A 17,008-nucleotide genomic window follows, 5' to 3' on the forward strand; every position below is an offset into this window, starting at 1 on the left:
GATGTCTATTGAATCGTGTCAAGAAGTTGATGAATTGCCAGGGACTCGTTCAGCGGCATTATAGGACTTTCCGTTAAACCTAAACGCAGGCAGCGCATAGTTTCTTCCGCTTCCCTAATGAGGCCAATCCTGGCGGGATTCGTGTATTGCGGAAATAACCCGGTTAAAGGTTTGGCCATCCTTCCCAACTTCCTTCCAATTCGCTCTGTTAATCCAATTTTCTGAGCTTGGTTGCTAATCACCTGCATACTGGTTGGATCTATAAATGGTGATGGGATATGAATGCACCCATCTGTACCCACAATGTGAACATCATTGGACTGTGTACCGTTGATAGTGGCAGTGATGGAAACAGTATGGTTCGGATAACCCAGAATGACTGCACAATTGACATCCACACCTGCATCTGTGCGAATCACCTGACACTGGTGATTTTGCGGTTCCCCAAACAAGAAAAAAGCTAGATTAAGCGCATAACAGCCAAAGACGAGCATCGCCCCACGCCCATCTTCTGGTTGTCCCAACTTTGCCAAATCCTTTTTGTAGCCGATTCCCGCATTCAGCGAACAGATATCTCCGATGTGCTTCTGTTGAATTAATTGTTTGCATTCCTGAATGAATGGGTTAAACCGCATCCACATTGCTTCCATGCAGAATAGACCACGTGAGCGGGATTGCTCCACTACCTGGTATGCTTCTTCCCATGAGCGAGTAAATGGCTTTTCGCAGAGAATAGCTTTTCCGCTGTTCAGTGCCATGAGGCAGTGTTCCTGATGTAAACTAGTCGGCGTAGCAATGTAAATTACATCAATCTCCGGATCATTGAAGAAGTCCTGAAGCGTTTGATGGGCATTAGCAAAACCGAATTGTTGGGAAAAACGGACTGCGTTATTGGGATTCCTTGAAGCTACTGATTGCTTGACTGCGCCCTCAAGCCCTGTCAGACTCAAGGCAAAATTCTCAGCAATCTGACCTGTACCGAGAATTCCCCATCTAATGTTTTGAATATCCGAAGTCATTAAATATCTCCGAAAACTGAAAAAATCATACCATTATATTTTTGTGTGTGGTTAACTGTAGCTGCTGTATTGGTGTTGAGAATTTGGCAATTAAATGGGTCTGAACTTTTGTATCCTTTGAAATTAGCTGTTGTGGAGAAATAAATAGTCACAATTCACCTTGACAGGAAAGCAAAGACAGCATTTAACATTCATGAAAAACGGTTGGAAACTTTACTTATAAACGCAGAGGTTCGCTGAGGTAAACGCAAAGTGACGCAGAGTTTTTATTGAAGTTTTCGCTTTGAATTTTGTTATCCTAATAAAGTCGAGATATTAACCGTTTTTAGTATACATGAAAAACGGTCGGGGAAAATTAATTCTCTACCACTAATAATACCATTTATCACCGATAATCACGCTCCATATCACCACTGAAAGATGCAGCGACTTTGTAACCAATACGAATACCAAAAGGTCTAGCAAATCTGTTTTATCAATAGCATATTCACCTGTTTCTATATCAATAATTATCATTTTACCGATGTTTTCTTCTGTTTCTACTTGCTGACGAATACCATTGTCATATAATTCTTTGGCACGTTTTGCGACTTCTTCGCTGCTGAGGAGAAAGGCTTGCATTTTTTCATCCTTTGTTTTTAATTATGTTTATAATACTTGATAATTGGTTGTTACTTTTAAATATTGTATGTTTACACGAAAATTAACTTTCATATTTGCTGTATTTAGTTATTGTCAAAGTCAATTTGCTAAATAATTTTGTGAATTGGGTATTCAGCCGTAAATTTATGTATAATCGAGATACAATCAACTTAAATAGCTGGTAAGATAGAAATATGCCAAAAATGCAAGTTGAACTACAATTATCTTCAGAAGACTTGCTCAAAGTAGTTGAGCAGTTGAATCAAGCTGATTTAAAACAGTTTATTTCTCAAGTCATCGCTTTACAAGCACAAAGAAATGCTCCGAGTTTGCAGAAACAGGAGTCCGAGATATTATTGAAAATTAATCAAAGTATTCCTTTAGATATTCAGAAATCTTACAACAATTTAATAGATAAAAGAGATGCAGAAACTCTCACGGATAATGAATATCGAGAGTTACTACACTTGACGGAAATGATAGAAAAACAGCAAGCACAACGGATAGAATATTTGATAGAGTTAGCAAAATTAAGGGGGATTTCTCTAAATATTTTGATGGAAAATTTAGGTATTCAGACACAAGTTTATGTCTGAAAAAAGAGTAACATCACAACAGAAAAAAGCTGTAGCTGAACGTGCAAAGGGATGTTGTGAATATTGTCGAAGTCAAGCGCGTTTTGCTATTCAACCCTTCTCAATTGAACATATTATTCCTAAAAGTCAAGGAGGAAAAACAAGTTTAGATAATTTGGCTTTTTCTTGTCAGGGTTGTAATAATCATAAGTATAACAAGACTGAAGGAATAGATCCAGTAGGTGGTAATATTGTCTCTCTTTACCATCCACGTCAACAAAAATGGAATGAACATTTTAGTTGGAATGAAGATTTTAGTTTGGTAATTGGTTTGACTCCTACAGGACGTGCTATGGTAGAAACACTACAACTAAACCGTGAAGGTGTAGTTAATTTGCGTCTTGTTTTGTATGGAATAGGTGAACATCCTCCGGTTGAAGTGAAATAATTTCGTTAAGTTCAGTTAATAGCGATCGCACACCTCCATCATCATCTAACTAAGAGCGATCGCATTACCTCCACCATTAACTAAGAGCGATCGCATTCCTTCACTATCAGCGCACCTCCCACTATAGCGATAGCCAACACTAAAAATGGATTTGTTGGGTTTCACTTCCTTCGAGTTCACCAAACACTACTAAATCATTCCAGGTAATCCAACCAGTGCATATCCAACATTTTTTATATCTTGGTGTAGTTCGTAACCCAAGTAACTTAAATAAGCTTCAGGTTTTCCAAAAACTCTTGGTTTACATATTAAATATGGTTGAAAACCGTATTGATTAGCAATTCCTAATTGCAAATCTCCACCAATACTTGGATACTTATGATTTTGAATATGCGTTTCAATGACATATTGAGGAGTCCTAGACAAAACTATATCAGCTATATCCTGTTTATTAAAACCTTCTTTAATTTTTACTTCTAAATCATCTTTTTCATCACCAAGGTAAATAAATGATTTTCTAGTTAAATCAGTATGAGTTATACAGTTAATCTTATACTCTCCTTCTTCATTTTGAGAAGGATAATAATGAAAAATATAGTATTTTTGATTAGCATGACACCAGCCAAATAAAGCTACCTCAATTGCTGAGTTGTTACAAGCAATAACCTTGTATTCATCAAAAGACCTACTTAAATATTGATATATAAATTCTGCCACACAATTCATTGGAGGTATGTATTTCTCATTAGCTATTAAGTTACTTAATAAAGGCATTATTGATAAGAAAGAATTTTGTCCTAATAAGGTGTTACCTGCAAAACAATAGCCATAAGTTTGATAGTGAGAAATTCTGGAATATAATCCATTTTCACCAGGATATTTACAAATTACTGGGAGTGTAAATACCTTGGCAGCATCATCAATGAGAGTAGAATGGCCAGAGTGTCCAACATCTGTTAGTTTTGATACGCGACTATCAGCAGCTACCCATAAAGAAGGGCTATCAGGATTTTCGTCATTGAACCATATAGCAATAGCTGTCATTTATTTCTCTCCAATTTTTTTCTAATTATTGAAAATTCCTAGTTATTATTGATTTTGAAATCAACTTTCTATTCATTATACTCAACCACTACCGCAATAGCCGCAGCGATTTCTTCCATTATTTCACTCGAACATTCTCCAATTTTACGGACTAATCTTTGTACATCTACACCGCGCAATTGTAAAATATCTACAGCAGAATCTTTTGACAAACTATTCTTGATATTGGCTTCAATCTTAACGTGCCAAATATTTTCAGTATAATATTCCTTCCAATCTGTAATTGGTGCAATTAATTTAATTGGTAACTTACCAACACCATCAGAACTGACAATTATAGCAGGTCTTACTTTTTTAATTTCGGCTCCCACAGTTGGATCAAAATTAGTCAGCCAGATATCACCCCGTTTAGGAATAGAAGAATTAGTAATCAATTAAGTCTCCTGCCTCTAATTCTTGCCATTCTTGATTTTGCTGGTAATGTTCTAACATTAAATCAGATTGTGCCGCTAAAATCTTTTGTCGTTCCTCTATAGGTAACTTCATCAATTCACGACGGCTGATATTTTGTTCCTTTAATTCATCAATATTTGCAGAAAATGTGAGTTCACCATTTTCTTTTTCTCGCTTCGCACTTTGCAAATTTTGATAAATTTCCTCCCGACGTTCTTCTCTTAAATATTGCTGCAATAACAATTGAATTTGTAACTTTTCTTCAATTGAAAAACCTTTTATCGCTTCTACCACATCAGTAAAAATCATAACTGGGAACACCTATTATTACTTATTGTGTCTATCTAACATTTTATCCTACACTCAAAACCTCCTTCTCCTCTCTGTGCCTCTGCGCCTCTGCGTGATAAAAAACAAAAAAAACGGTAGAGAACCGAAATCCCCCACCGTTTAATTAACAACTAAAAAATCCTAACTACAACTCAACACCAGGAGTTGATAACTCCCGTGTTTGTTGAGAACTAACTTGAACAATGCCATTTTCATCAACATCAACAAGAGCAGTATCGCCATCTTTGATGCGTCCAGACAGAATTTCTTCCGCCAAACTATCTTCCAACAAGCGCATAATTGCCCGACGTAATGGCCTTGCACCGTAGCTGGGGCTGTAACCCTCAGTTATCAAGCGCTCCTTGAAGCGGTCTGTGACTTCCAAGACAATGCCCTTATCTGTCAACCGACCGAACACTTCCTTGAGCATGATTTCGGCGATTTGGGTAACTTCAATCTTGTTCAATTGACGGAAGACGATAATTTCATCTAACCGGTTCAGGAACTCAGGACGGAAGTATTGTTTCAGTTCCTCATTCACCAAAGAGCGAATTCTGTTGTATTGTGTCTCAGTCGCATCTTCAGAGAACTCAAAGCCGATACCGCTACCACCTTTTTCAATTACCTTAGAACCAATGTTGGAAGTCAAAATTAGCAAGGTGTTCTTAAAGTCCACCGTGCGTCCTTTCGCGTCAGTTAAACGACCATCTTCCAAAATTTGCAAGAGCATATTGAACACATCGGGGTGTGCTTTTTCGATTTCGTCAAACAGCACCACAGTGTAAGGACGACGACGGACAGCTTCTGTTAACTGACCACCTTCGTTGTAGCCCACATAACCAGGAGGTGAACCAATCAATTTACTGACGGTATGACGCTCCATGTATTCGGACATATCCAAGCGAATCATTGCTTCTTCAGAACCGAAGAAGTAAGAAGCCAAGGATTTCGCCAATTCAGTTTTACCAACCCCAGTCGGACCAGAGAAGACAAAACTCGCAATCGGTCGATTTGGATTTTTCAAACCAACACGAGCGCGACGAATAGCGCGGGAAACAGCCTTCACAGCGTCATCTTGACCGATGAGACGTTGATGCAAGGTGTCTTCCATGTGCAGCAACTTCTCGGACTCAGACTCGGTGAGTTTGTTCACCGGTACACCTGTCCAGGAAGCGACAATGTGAGCAATGTCTTCTTCGGTGACAACTGGTTCTAAACCGTCACCACCAGTAGCATTGGTTTTGCTTTGAGCGATCGCGCGAATTTCCGCTTTAATTTCCATTTCCCGATCGCGCAATTCTCCGGCTCGGTCAAAATCCTGAGAACGCACTGCATCATCTTTTTCTTTTAAGATTTGCCGCAATTCCTTGTCTAACTCTTTCGCTGCGGGTGGCAGTTGGGAGTTCATTAAACGCACGCGAGAACCCGCTTCATCAACCAAATCGATGGCTTTATCTGGCAAATAGCGATCGCTGATATATCTATCAGACAATTTCGCCGCTGCTACCAAAGCTTCATCGGAGATTTTCAGTTTGTGGTGTTGCTCGTAGCGTTCGCGCAAACCATATAAAATTTCAATTGTTTCATCAACGGAAGGCTCACCCACCATCACAGGCTGGAAACGTCTTTCCAACGCTGCATCCCGTTCAATGTGCTTGCGGTACTCATCTAAAGTTGTCGCCCCGATACACTGCAATTCGCCTCTAGCCAAAGCTGGTTTGAGGATATTCGCCGCATCAATTGCGCCTTCAGCCGCACCTGCACCAATTAAAGTGTGAACCTCGTCAATTACCAGGATGACATTACCCGCCGAGCGGATTTCATCCATGATTTTTTTTAGACGTTCTTCAAATTCACCCCGGTACTTGGTTCCTGCTACCAGCAAACCAATATCGAGAGTGACAACACGCTTATCTTCCAGGATGTCGGGGACATCTTTGTTAGCAATGCGGCTCGCTAAACCTTCAGCGATCGCTGTCTTACCAACTCCTGGTTCACCAATCAGCACTGGATTGTTTTTAGTCCGGCGACCCAAAATTTGAATCACGCGCTCAATTTCTTTGGCACGTCCCACCACAGGATCAAGTTTATTGTCCGTGGCCATTTGGGTCAGATTGGAACCAAATTCATCCAAAGTCGGGGTTTTTGTGCGACCAGATGGACCGCCTCCTGGTGAAACTTCGGCAGTTTCTCCCAGCATTCGGATTACCTGAGTTCTCACCTTAGATAAATCTACACCGAGGTTTTCTAGCACCCTGGCTGCTACACCTTCCCCTTCGCGGATGAGGCCCAACAGCAGATGCTCGGTGCCTATGTAGTTATGCCCCAGTTGGCGTGCTTCTTCCAAGGATAGTTCTAGAACTCGCTTTGCCCGTGGCGTAAACGGAATTTCCACAGCTACAAAGCCAGATCCTCGACCTATAATTTTTTCAACTTCAATTCGGGCATCTTTGAGATTAACGCCCATCGATTTCAGCACCTTGGCGGCTACTCCTGTGCCTTCACCAATCAGACCCAAGAGGATCTGCTCAGTTCCAACAAAGTTGTGACCTAAACGGCGGGCCTCTTCTTGGGCCAGCATGATTACCTTAATGGCTTTTTCTGTGAAGCGTTCAAACATGGCATTTTTCCCATCACCTGCGGTCGTGCCGGTATGCTGATTTTAGCACAGGCTAAAAGTTTGGATGTTTGTATACAAATTTTGAACATCCAATCGCCATCAGACATGGTGATGAGTTAATTGCTAACTTTTTATTACTTTTTGTGTAGCTAGTGTACTGAGGAGGTTGAATTTATCAGGCTTTTTGGGACTAATGACAAACATATAAAGCTTTCATGTTGAGATTTTGTTTATTTAGCCCCAAGGGAAACTATGTATCATATATCGACCCTTTTTGTCAATAAACTTCTGTTTTTAATAAGCCTAGGTTATGAAAAGGCTAAATAAAGTTTAAAATTCTGATGAGAATTCAATAGCATGGAAATTACATTTTTTCTCATTAGGGAGAAAACAATTAAAAATCAATAAGTAGGTTGGCGTTAAAAATTGTCGTTATGACAAGGGAACAGGGAACAGGGAACAGGGAACAGGGAACAGGGAACAGGGGACGCGGCGATAAGTCAAGAGTAAAGAGACACGGAGATATGGGAAAAGAAGACACGGGGATACTGGGAAAGAGTTGACTGTCAGAAGACAATCTCTCTTTCTCACCGCGTCTCCCTATCACCGAGTCCCCTTGTTAACTGAGGCGATTGCTAACCATGATCTGCCAATCATCTAAAGTTTTGAGAAATTTTGGCTGTTGTAGGTCAGAAAGCCAAAGAATCAGGGCATCTTCATCGTTATCTTTGTAGTAACGTGGTCTTCTGCCGGCTGTTTTAAAGCCAAATTTTTGATATAACGAGATTGCTGCCTGGTTGGAAGCGCGGACTTCGAGGGTTGCTCGCTCCAAACCGCGATCGCTCGCTGTCTTCAGCAAAGAATATAACAAAACCTGTCCCAAACCTTGACGGTGATATTGAGGATGAACCGCCAAAATTGTAATGTGTGCTTCTTCTAAAATTGACCAAAAACAGCCCATTGCCAGCAAATCAGTGCTAGAAAACGGGGAAAATAAACCTAAAAAATGACTGTTAGGGCTTTCCAACTCCCGTCGGTAGCCATCCATTGTCCACAAGCCATCAAAACAAGCTTTATCCAGTTCCAGCAATGCACTCAAATGCTCAAGTGTCAAGGATTGAATTTTTAAATCTAATAAAATCACGGTTAGAGGAGGCAGGGGGCAGGGGGCAGGGGAGATGGGGAGATGGGGAGGTGGGGAGATGGGGAGATGGGGAAAATGAAGAATAACTTAATTACCCATTACCTCTTATCAATCACCCATTACCAATCACCTATTACCCATTACCAGCAAAGTTGTAAACTGGGAATCGGGAGAATAAGTCACGCCCGTAATTTTCACAAGGACAACTTTTATTATTTATGGTATCGACTCACCCCGTCGGGGTTCAACCTTCTGGCAATCAATATTTACCTCAAAAGCGAAATAACACAACGCTTTCACCTAATCAAGAACTCTTACCCTTAAGTGCCAGAGTTAATCGTCATGACTCCCTGGAAATCGGTGGGTGTGATGTCACAACACTAGTTCAGCAGTTTGGTTCACCTTTATATATTTTAGATGAAGAAACTCTGCGGACAGCTTGCCAACAATACCGGGATACATTCAAACAATACTACAAAGGTGAATCTCAAGTATTGTACGCTTCCAAGGCATGGAATTGTCTAGCTGTTTGTGCGATCGTTGCCTCAGAAGGTTTAGGAATAGATGTAGTCTCTGGTGGTGAACTTTACACCGCCTTGAATGCGGGTGTTAGTCCAGATAAAATCTACCTGCACGGCAATAATAAATCTCGTGATGAGTTAGTTTTAGCCATTGAATCGGGTTGTACCATTGTTGCTGACAATTGGCATGAATTACATACCTTGGTAGACATTGTAGAGACGTTTCATGAAACGTCTCTACAAAAAATCCGTATCATGTTGCGGTTAACTCCGGGGATTGAATGCCATACCCACGAATATATTCGCACCGGACATTTAGATAGTAAATTTGGCTTTGATCCCAATGATTTAGATGAGGTATTTGCCTTTGTCAGCAAACAACCTGGTTTAAACTGTGTGGGATTACACGCTCATATTGGTTCGCAGATTTTTGAACGTCAGCCCCATCGGGATTTGGGTGTGGTGATGGTACAGTGGTTGCGGGATGCAGCCAAGTATGATTTGGAATTGACAGAATTAAATGTTGGTGGTGGTTTAGGAATTAAGTACACAGAATCAGATGATCCCCCTAGCATCGAAGAATGGTCAAAGGCAATTTGTGAAGTAGTTCAACAAGCTTGTGCGGCGGAAAATCTACCTTTACCAAAATTATTATGTGAACCAGGGCGATCGCTAATTGCGACTGCTTGCGTTACAGCCTACACTATTGGTTCAGCTAAAGTCATTCCTGATATTCGTACTTATGTAACGATTGATGGTGGAATGTCTGACAATCCCCGCCCCATTACCTACCAATCAGTTTATCGGGCAGTCGTTGCTAATAAAATGTCAGCTTCTTTGACAGAAACAGTCACATTGGCTGGTAAACATTGTGAATCAGGAGATATTCTGATTAAAAATGCCCAACTACCAAAAACTCAACCAGGCGACATTCTCGTAGTTATGGGAACTGGTGCGTACAATTACAGTATGGCATCTAACTACAACCGTCTGCCCCGACCGGCAGCTGTTTTAGTGGCGAATAGCGAAGCAAATTTAATTTTGCAGCGCGAAACTTATCAAGACATAATTCGACAAGATTGCCTACCCGAACGACTTAAATAGTGAGTAGTCCTTGGTCATTAGTTATTAGCTAAGAACCAATGACTAATGACTAATGACTAATGACTAATGACTATTAGAATCCAGATGTCATGAGAGATTGGTGGAAGCAACGGCTGATAAACCCAGAATGGTCACAGTCCTTGCTAGTTGGGACTCTGGATATTGTGTTGGTGCTGGCGCTGACATACATGATCCTAGTGATTATTAGTGAACGCCGGACGCTGTGGATGGTGCGGGGATTTATACTCTTGATGCTTGCCTCAGCATTCAGTGGCACTTTAGGGCTACCTCTACTCAATTTCGTTCTGGAAAAGTTGGTAATTGGTTGTGCTGTAGCAATGGCGGTAGCACTCCAGTCAGAATTTCGCCGATTTTTGGAACAACTGGGACGGGGTGAATTTCGGCAGTTATTCCAACCCGACCGCTTGGCAGTTCCCAAATCTGATAGCGTAATTGATGAAATTGTCGATGCAGTCAAAGAACTGTCAAAAAACCGAATTGGCGCTTTGCTGATTTTGGAAACTTCCGGACCAATTGATGAGCGAGATTTTTCTGTACCCGGAGTTAAGTTAAATGCAGAAGTTTCTAAGGAACTAATACAGACAATTTTTCAGCCAAAAACTTTATTACACGACGGGGCAACTTTGATTCGTGGTTCGCGGATTGTAGCATCGGGTATAATTTTACCACTTTCGGGACGCACAGCCTCGCGCCAGTTGGGTACACGCCATCGGGCAGCAATGGGAATTACTGAGCGGGTCGAAAATTGCATTTGTGTGGTTGTATCAGAAGAAACGGGTTCTATTTCCTTAGCGGAACGGGGAACTCTATACAGGCCACTGACGATTAAGAAGCTAAAAGAATCTTTAGAGGTTAGATTTTCGCCAACTGTAGATCGGGAAGCAGTTGCTCCGGGTCTTTTAAGTTTAATTCGTCAAATTGGTGGAAAAACACTAGCATTGGGTTCACGATTACTCGGTTTATTATCGACTGCTTCTCGAAGTAAAAAATGACAACACAACATACTGAACTGCAATATTTACCCTCTGATTTAAAAAAAGAACTACTTCCCCAGCACGTTGCGGTGATTATGGATGGCAATGGTCGATGGGCTAAACGTCAAGGTTTACCCCGGATTATGGGTCATAAAGCTGGTGTAGATGCGATTAAGGATTTGCTCCGCTGTTGTAAGGATTGGGGAATTAAGGCACTGACTGTGTATGCTTTTTCCACGGAGAATTGGAAAAGGCCACAGGAGGAGGTAGAGTTTTTGATGACTCTGTTCCAGCGAGTTTTGCGTCAAGAACTGCGGGAAATGGTAGAAGAAAATGTGCAGATTCAGTTTGTGGGGAATTTGCAAGCTTTACCAAAAGCACTCCAAGAGGAGATTTCTCGCTCTATGGCAGAAACTAAGGATAATCGCAGTATCCGGTTTACTGTAGCCACAAATTATGGCGGTAGGCAGGAGATTTTACAAGCTTGTCGAGCGATCGCACTCAAGGTGCAACAAGGTCTCCTACAACCTGAAGAAATTTCTGAAGAGGTTTTTGAAAGTCATTTATACACCGCAGGAGTAGCAGATCCTGATTTACTCATTCGGACTAGTGGAGAAATGCGGTTATCAAATTTCTTACTTTGGCAAATGGCCTATGGAGAAATTTATATTACTGATGCTCTCTGGCCAGATTTTGACCGCCAAGAGTTTCACCTAGCTCTCTGTGCCTATCAGCAACGGGAAAGGCGTTTTGGGAAGGTTTAGTTGATAGTTGATAGTTACAGCAGAATTCAGGAGTCAGGAGTCAGGAGTCAGGAGTCAGGAGTCAGGAGTCAGGAGTAAAACTGGCTTGCTGTCTAGGTTTCAATTGTGATTATGTACCGTATGGCTACGCCACGCAAGCTATCGGCTGACGCTCACGGCGAAGCCTCATTGATCTGCAATCTGCTATATCAGTTTCTAATAACTAATGACTAATAACTAAGGACCAGAAAAAACAGCTTGTTCTATATCTTCTCGACTTAAAGAATATTTAAAAGAACGTTGGATATCTTGACCGTTTTCTCCAGCTTGGATATATCGGACTGTAATCTGCTCGATATCTAGCCAAAGTTCGGCTTGCCAACTAGGTTTTTGTAATCGCCAACAATGTAGTTCATTTTCATCTTGTTGACAACCTTGATTTTTTAGCCACTGTTCGATTTGTGGTAAAGGATGGCTATATAAAGGTGTGTCAGAGGGCAAAATAGACATAACTTGGATTGTAGATTTTGGATTTTAGATTAAGCAATTATTGATTGTTAATTTTACTCTCTGTCTGTGTCTTTAGTTGGTAAATTTGGGTAATTTGCTGTTGTGTATTCAGCGGTTGAGAAAGGTGGGTTTGTAAACTGGGTTCACCACGAATAACGGCGACAGCGATCGCTAGTAGCAAACAACCCACAAGGGTTAAGCCTAACACAAATAATACAAAGATTTCTCCAGATGATAAAGGGCGATCGCTCGCATCCAGATACATTGATTTTGAGTAATCATAAGGTTTATGCACGGAATGGTTTAAATCTGTTGGTGCTTGAATTACCCCAAATCGAGAATAGCCAATCTTTACATCATAACTTAACCGTCGTTCTGGATGACTGAGGGTAGCATAAGCTTCATTAATTTGTTGAAATTTTTCAGTAGCAATACTAGCAGGTAATTCTGTTGTATCTGGATGATACTGTTTACTAAGTTCTCTGTAAACGCGACGAATATCAATCACTGATGCGGAAGGATGCAATCCTAGCAGGGAGTAATATGTTGTAGTTTCGCTGCTTTGTGGCTTTGTTCCGTTTTGACTCACGGCTTTGATTCACTTTGCTCAAAAATGTTTTTTATATTTTAAATCTTTTGTGAAATAAGCTGTACAACTTGTTCCCATACAGAGTATGGGAACTAATTTTAAAGGCTCTGCCTTTAGTAGAATTAAAACGTGAATGTTGTCCTCACCGTACCAATGACAACATCAGGATTATTACTGGTTTGGTTGGGAGCTACTAGCCAAATTACACCCGGTGTAATGGAAATATGATCATTTAATTTATACTTATAGAAAGCTTCCAAATGCAAGGGTGTGGCACGATTAGGAATGGTATTAACTACATCACTTGCACCACCTAAAAATGGTCTATAGAAAGGAATGATACCAGAACGAGTTGCATAGGGGGGAACGCCGGCGATAATACCTCCCAGATTACCTTCTTTACCCAAATCAGGAAAAGCTAGAGCGATCGCATAACTGTAAACATCTGCACTTTCATTATCTGTTCCTGCGGATCTACCTTGTTGATTAGTATACATAAACCAACTATTGACAGCAAATTTGGGAGAAACTCGCCACAACCCCGCTACACCATAAGCGTTAATTTCTCTGCGGGCATTATCGGAAATTAAACTCGGTGAATTGGCGGAAATTGTTCCCACATCATTAAGGAAAGTCGGTGTTCCTGCGGTATAACCGTTGAGGTAAGTTAAACCAAAAGCTAAATTTCTGCTTGGTTGGATGGTTAATTGTGCTAAAGCTGAGTAGCGACCATTAAATAAACCTCCTGCTGTCGTTCCATTACTGCTATCAGGAGTTAAATTTTCTGGACTTTCGGCATTGGGAGCTAAATAACCTAAAGTTAAGTTAATCCCCGAACTCAATTCATAATTCAACCCTAAACCCGCACCTTGGGAAACAATGCGGTAGATAGGACTATATTGAGCAAAGGTAGAAAGTGAACCAGAACCCCCATCTTCATCATTAAATGTACTAAATACATTGGGTAAATAGTCTACGTGTTCTCCCCTATTGGCAAATACAGTTGCCCGTAATTTTTTACTTATTGGAAACTTATAACTAACTGTCCCTATTTCTACACTACCAGGTTTATTACCAGAGATAGCCTGGGGAAATATGGAAGCACCTGGAATTGATTTAAGTGGTTTGGGAGGTGCTAAGGGACAATTAACACCGGATAAAGTTCCGCAATTAGTGCAGGTAGGGACAGATACCATGCGGGTTGAACGTCATCAGGCTGTGATCGAAGCTAGTCAAAACCGTCCTCAATTAAATCAACAGGAAGTGAATGTACAAGAATATACAGATGCAATTATCAAAGGATTTACTGCTGTTTATGAGATTTTATTAGAATATCGCCAAGAATTAACGGAGATTTTAACGCAGTTTGCAGAAGATAAAGTGCGGGTAGTGATGCGTGCTAGTAGAACCTATGCTTTGTTACTACGGGAAAGTTATCATCCTGATTTTTTACGAAATGGCTTAGAGAGGGATCGCTTATTTGATAAACTTTGGATAGATGTCAAAAACCGTCCGCAACTGATTCAAATCATTTCCGCAGAACAAGAAGCACTGTGGAAAAACGATATTCCCCTATTTACAACATATCCTCATTCCCGCGATTTATATCATCGAGACACAGATTTACATATCCCTAACTTCTTCAACGAATCAGGAATTGAATAGCCATAGCAGCAATTAACTACGAACGCAGTCATTTTCACCCCAGTACAAATAACTGGTTAGATCTACGGCAAGAGAATGTAAAAAATAGTTTCATGACAGCATGGTGTAGTGGTGCGCCCGGAATTGGTTTAGGACGTTTGGGTATCCCAGGAAATGCACTGAATTTAATCATGTATAAAGAAATTAAAACCGCCATTGAAACCACCATCAAACAAGGATTTGGTGATAACCATTGTCTCTGTCATGGAGACTTAGGAAACATTGACTTATTATTAATAGCAAATGCGAAATTAGATTACCCAGAAATTGTCAGAAAGACCGAAAAAATTGCTTCCCAAATATTAGATAATCTCCAAAAAAACAACCTGCGTTGTGGTGTCCCCTTGGGAATAGAAACCCCAGGATTAATGACAGGTTTAGCGGGTATTGGTTACGGACTTTTACGCCTTTATCAGGGGAAACGCATCTAAATCTTATTGACAAAATACCGTTTTCATGTATAAACCAAGAAATCCCTATTTATCGTTTGATTGATTTTTTCAGGATCATAGTAATGGACTAAAATATTGTCAATAAGTGGTCGTTAATGCGAATATTTTGGTCATTATTGAGATTGAATCGCCCTTATTGATAAGATGCGTTTCCCCTGCTCACTTATCGTCAAGGTAAAACTACTATTTTGATTAGTCATCGTCCAAGAGTAATTAAACGCGCAGATTGGATTGTTCTGTTAGATACTGGACAATTAAAACTACAAGGTACTCCTGCGGAACTACTGAGCATAGCAGGTGAGCATTTAGAGTTTTTAATTCCCTAAGCTGTACTTAAGCATATTTACTCTACACGGATAGATTACTTGACATTCTTGATGAGAATGATTATTATTCTGGAATTGGTGAAAATGTCATCAATAATACTTTGACAACTGCGACTTCTGGGGAATATTTCGTTATTTCCTAATAAAGACGTAGAGTTTTTTAATGAGGTTAAATATGTCCAATCTAGATATCATTCGTGCTTGGAAAGACGAGGAATATCGTCATAGCTTAAGTGCTGAACAACAGGAACAGCTACCAACAAACCCCGCTGGTTTAGTTGAACTGAATGATGAAGATATGTCCTCACCCTGATTATGGTATACTTGAAGGTGCAGTGAGGTCAATTACAGCAGATGCGATTTTACCTCAGAATAATAACACAGGAGAATCTTATTTTGAAGTGACAATTGAACCCGAAAAGCTGCATTTGCAAAGAGATTTACAAAAATATCCCATTCAAGCGGGAATGGAAGTTATGGCGGATATTCTTGCTGAAGAAGAGACTGTATTAACATTTATTTTGAGAAAAACTAGATTATTGACGAACTTATAAAAAGTATGAGGAGGGTTATTTTACCCAACCTCACATACTTTCCACATCTTTTTCATCCTGTTCATCCTTAAGTCCTGGACATCCTGATTCTGACTTTGCTGTTAAATTAAATCAGCGCGAGGTTTAAAGGTTTCTATTTCCCGCAATTTTTCATAAAGTTCTCGTTCTTCATCTGTAATAGATTTCGGTGTAACTATCTGAACTTCCACTAATTGATCACCACGTTTACCGTTTTCCCCAGGGTAGCCTTTATTAGCAAGACGGAATCTTTGACCTGATCTGACAGCAGAGGGAATAGTCATTTTTACTGGGCCGTCCAGAGTTGGTGCTTCTACTTGTCCTCCTAAGACTGCTTCACTGGGAGTCACGGGAATTTGACAGAATATATTAGAGCCTTCTATTTTAAACAAAGGATGAGGATCGACGGTAATTTTTAAGTATAAATCGCCGCCACCAATACCTTGATTTCGCAAACGGATGGTTTGACCTGTTACCATACCTGGGGGCATAGTTACTTCGAGCGATCGCCCATCTTCTAAGCGAATACGTTCATTACCACCTTGATAAGCTTTTTCTAGGGGCAAAGTCAAGCGGGCTTCTATATCCCTGCGAGTGCTGCGGGGTGGGGTGTTGACTGTGTATGCAACTTTGGTTCTGGGAGTCCGAAACGGGTCGCTAGGGCTGCTAGAGGTGCTAGAAGTGCTAGAAGTTCCAGAACCTGAGCCATTTCTGGTATCTTGACGACTGCTGACACCAATTACTTGATTAATAAAACTTTCAAAATCTGAAAACTCACTGGGGTCTACTTCCTGATTACTGGTGCGGCTGTTAGGACGATCTCCCCAGCCTTTTGGTTTTGGTGTTTGTTTAGCACCAGCAAAGCCTTTTTGTTTCCAGTAGCGGCTAAACTGGTCATATTGCGATCGCCTACTGGGATCGGAAAGGATTTCATAAGCCTCACCGATAATCTTAAATTTTTCTTCTGCTTCTTTGTTACCGGGATTAAGATCAGGGTGATATTGCCTTGCTAACCTGCGATATACCTTTTTAATTTCTTCGTTAGAGGCCTCTTTATCTACTCCCAAAATTTCGTAATAATCTCGAAAATTCTGCAAATTTTGCATAAGTCAGTTAATCAGTTATCAGTTATTAGTTATCAGTTATCAGTTATTTAGTTGTCAGTCTGTTACCTGTCACCTATTTCCTAAACAGTAGCGTTGGTCAATAGTTGATTT

At 40.5% G+C, this 17,008-nt stretch carries 23 protein-coding genes; 12 read left to right on the forward strand and 11 right to left on the reverse strand.

Annotated features, from left to right (window positions below; all coding sequences use genetic code 11):
- Window positions 1–5 precede the first annotated feature (5 nt).
- Entirely contained in the window at window positions 6–1,019 is a 1,014-nt protein-coding gene (locus A9Y75_RS18670; RefSeq protein ID WP_071191052.1) for a Gfo/Idh/MocA family oxidoreductase, read from the reverse strand.
- A 369-nt stretch (window positions 1,020–1,388) separates the two neighbouring features.
- Entirely contained in the window at window positions 1,389–1,640 is a 252-nt protein-coding gene (locus A9Y75_RS18675) for a hypothetical protein (RefSeq protein ID WP_143046452.1), read from the reverse strand.
- A 224-nt stretch (window positions 1,641–1,864) separates the two neighbouring features.
- Here A9Y75_RS18675 and A9Y75_RS18680 point away from each other — a divergent pair, with 224 nt between their 5' ends.
- Entirely contained in the window at window positions 1,865–2,257 is a 393-nt protein-coding gene (locus A9Y75_RS18680) for an STAS/SEC14 domain-containing protein (protein WP_071191229.1), read from the forward strand.
- Window positions 2,250–2,684 carry an HNH endonuclease signature motif containing protein gene (locus tag A9Y75_RS18685; RefSeq protein WP_071191053.1) on the forward strand — a complete coding sequence of 145 codons (435 nt, stop codon included), beginning with the start codon at window positions 2,250–2,252 and terminating at the stop codon, window positions 2,682–2,684. Before A9Y75_RS18680 ends, A9Y75_RS18685 begins: the two co-directional genes overlap by 8 nt.
- Before the next feature lie 189 nt (window positions 2,685–2,873).
- Here A9Y75_RS18685 and A9Y75_RS18690 read toward each other — a convergent pair whose 3' ends face one another.
- The 4 genes from A9Y75_RS18690 to A9Y75_RS18705 form a co-directional block, all read right to left on the reverse strand.
- Window positions 2,874–3,728, reverse strand: coding sequence for a hypothetical protein (locus A9Y75_RS18690; RefSeq protein ID WP_071191054.1), 855 nt, complete (start codon window positions 3,726–3,728; stop codon window positions 2,874–2,876).
- Window positions 3,729–3,796: 68 nt separating this feature from the next.
- Window positions 3,797–4,162 carry a type II toxin-antitoxin system PemK/MazF family toxin gene (locus A9Y75_RS18695; RefSeq protein WP_071191055.1) on the reverse strand — a complete coding sequence of 122 codons (366 nt, stop codon included), beginning with the start codon at window positions 4,160–4,162 and terminating at the stop codon, window positions 3,797–3,799.
- Window positions 4,152–4,490, reverse strand: coding sequence for a hypothetical protein (locus A9Y75_RS29775; protein WP_236721461.1), 339 nt, complete (start codon window positions 4,488–4,490; stop codon window positions 4,152–4,154). Before A9Y75_RS29775 ends, A9Y75_RS18695 begins: the two co-directional genes overlap by 11 nt.
- Before the next feature lie 166 nt (window positions 4,491–4,656).
- Window positions 4,657–7,131 (reverse strand): ATP-dependent Clp protease ATP-binding subunit, encoded by a 2,475-nt coding sequence (locus A9Y75_RS18705; RefSeq protein WP_071191056.1) that lies wholly within the window; start codon window positions 7,129–7,131, stop codon window positions 4,657–4,659.
- Between the two features lie 434 nt (window positions 7,132–7,565).
- Here A9Y75_RS18705 and A9Y75_RS30230 point away from each other — a divergent pair, with 434 nt between their 5' ends.
- Complete coding sequence (locus A9Y75_RS30230) at window positions 7,566–7,694, forward strand: hypothetical protein (protein ID WP_269086314.1); 129 nt, start codon at window positions 7,566–7,568, stop codon at window positions 7,692–7,694.
- Window positions 7,695–7,750: 56 nt separating this feature from the next.
- Here A9Y75_RS30230 and rimI read toward each other — a convergent pair whose 3' ends face one another.
- Window positions 7,751–8,275 (reverse strand): ribosomal protein S18-alanine N-acetyltransferase, encoded by a 525-nt coding sequence (rimI, locus tag A9Y75_RS18710; protein ID WP_071191057.1) that lies wholly within the window; start codon window positions 8,273–8,275, stop codon window positions 7,751–7,753.
- On the opposite strand from rimI, the gene A9Y75_RS30235 reads away from it, so the two are divergent.
- The 4 genes from A9Y75_RS30235 (at window position 8,239) to A9Y75_RS18725 (ending at window position 11,659) form a co-directional block, all read left to right on the forward strand.
- Window positions 8,239–8,361 (forward strand): hypothetical protein, encoded by a 123-nt coding sequence (locus tag A9Y75_RS30235; protein ID WP_269086316.1) that lies wholly within the window; start codon window positions 8,239–8,241, stop codon window positions 8,359–8,361. The two genes, rimI and A9Y75_RS30235, sit on opposite strands and share 37 nt — an antisense overlap.
- Window positions 8,362–8,493: 132 nt before the next feature.
- Entirely contained in the window at window positions 8,494–9,900 is a 1,407-nt protein-coding gene (gene lysA / locus A9Y75_RS18715; RefSeq protein WP_071191058.1) for a diaminopimelate decarboxylase, read from the forward strand.
- A gap of 89 nt (window positions 9,901–9,989) precedes the next feature.
- A complete protein-coding gene (gene cdaA, locus A9Y75_RS18720; RefSeq protein WP_071191059.1) occupies window positions 9,990–10,913 on the forward strand; it encodes a diadenylate cyclase CdaA in 924 nt (307 codons plus the stop codon).
- Window positions 10,910–11,659 carry an isoprenyl transferase gene (locus tag A9Y75_RS18725; protein WP_071191060.1) on the forward strand — a complete coding sequence of 250 codons (750 nt, stop codon included), beginning with the start codon at window positions 10,910–10,912 and terminating at the stop codon, window positions 11,657–11,659. Before cdaA ends, A9Y75_RS18725 begins: the two co-directional genes overlap by 4 nt.
- A gap of 216 nt (window positions 11,660–11,875) precedes the next feature.
- Here the strand turns inward: A9Y75_RS18725 and A9Y75_RS18730 are convergent, their stop codons facing one another.
- The 3 genes from A9Y75_RS18730 to A9Y75_RS18740 form a co-directional block, all read right to left on the reverse strand.
- On the reverse strand, window positions 11,876–12,148 hold the full coding sequence (locus A9Y75_RS18730) for a DUF3143 domain-containing protein (RefSeq protein WP_071191061.1): 273 nt from the start codon (window positions 12,146–12,148) through the stop codon (window positions 11,876–11,878).
- 37 nt (window positions 12,149–12,185) lie between these two features.
- The gene (locus A9Y75_RS18735; RefSeq protein ID WP_071191062.1) at window positions 12,186–12,737 is read right to left on the reverse strand and encodes a J domain-containing protein; all 552 of its coding nucleotides are present in this window, start codon (window positions 12,735–12,737) and stop codon (window positions 12,186–12,188) included.
- Window positions 12,738–12,859: 122 nt separating this feature from the next.
- A complete protein-coding gene (locus A9Y75_RS18740; protein ID WP_236721462.1) occupies window positions 12,860–13,933 on the reverse strand; it encodes an iron uptake porin in 1,074 nt (357 codons plus the stop codon).
- On the opposite strand from A9Y75_RS18740, the gene A9Y75_RS29780 reads away from it, so the two are divergent.
- From A9Y75_RS29780 to A9Y75_RS18760, 5 genes are all read left to right on the forward strand, one after another.
- Complete coding sequence (locus tag A9Y75_RS29780) at window positions 13,833–14,402, forward strand: DUF4135 domain-containing protein (RefSeq protein WP_236721463.1); 570 nt, start codon at window positions 13,833–13,835, stop codon at window positions 14,400–14,402. The two genes, A9Y75_RS18740 and A9Y75_RS29780, sit on opposite strands and share 101 nt — an antisense overlap.
- An 11-nt stretch (window positions 14,403–14,413) precedes the next feature.
- On the forward strand, window positions 14,414–14,872 hold the full coding sequence (locus tag A9Y75_RS29785; RefSeq protein ID WP_236721472.1) for a lanthionine synthetase LanC family protein: 459 nt from the start codon (window positions 14,414–14,416) through the stop codon (window positions 14,870–14,872).
- 209 nt (window positions 14,873–15,081) lie between these two features.
- Window positions 15,082–15,219, forward strand: a complete 138-nt coding sequence (locus A9Y75_RS28705; protein WP_177176238.1) for a hypothetical protein — start codon at window positions 15,082–15,084, stop codon at window positions 15,217–15,219.
- A 175-nt stretch (window positions 15,220–15,394) separates the two neighbouring features.
- Window positions 15,395–15,532, forward strand: a complete 138-nt coding sequence (locus A9Y75_RS18755; RefSeq protein ID WP_083389666.1) for a mersacidin/lichenicidin family type 2 lantibiotic — start codon at window positions 15,395–15,397, stop codon at window positions 15,530–15,532.
- Window positions 15,510–15,773 carry a hypothetical protein gene (locus tag A9Y75_RS18760; protein ID WP_071191065.1) on the forward strand — a complete coding sequence of 88 codons (264 nt, stop codon included), beginning with the start codon at window positions 15,510–15,512 and terminating at the stop codon, window positions 15,771–15,773. Before A9Y75_RS18755 ends, A9Y75_RS18760 begins: the two co-directional genes overlap by 23 nt.
- A 101-nt stretch (window positions 15,774–15,874) precedes the next feature.
- Here A9Y75_RS18760 and A9Y75_RS18765 read toward each other — a convergent pair whose 3' ends face one another.
- Window positions 15,875–16,897, reverse strand: a complete 1,023-nt coding sequence (locus A9Y75_RS18765) for a DnaJ C-terminal domain-containing protein (protein WP_071191066.1) — start codon at window positions 16,895–16,897, stop codon at window positions 15,875–15,877.
- Window positions 16,898–17,008: the final 111 nt, after the last annotated feature.

The organism is Trichormus sp. NMC-1, from assembly GCF_001858025.1.
In the GTDB taxonomy this organism is placed as follows: Bacteria; Cyanobacteriota; Cyanobacteriia; order Cyanobacteriales; family Nostocaceae; genus Anabaena.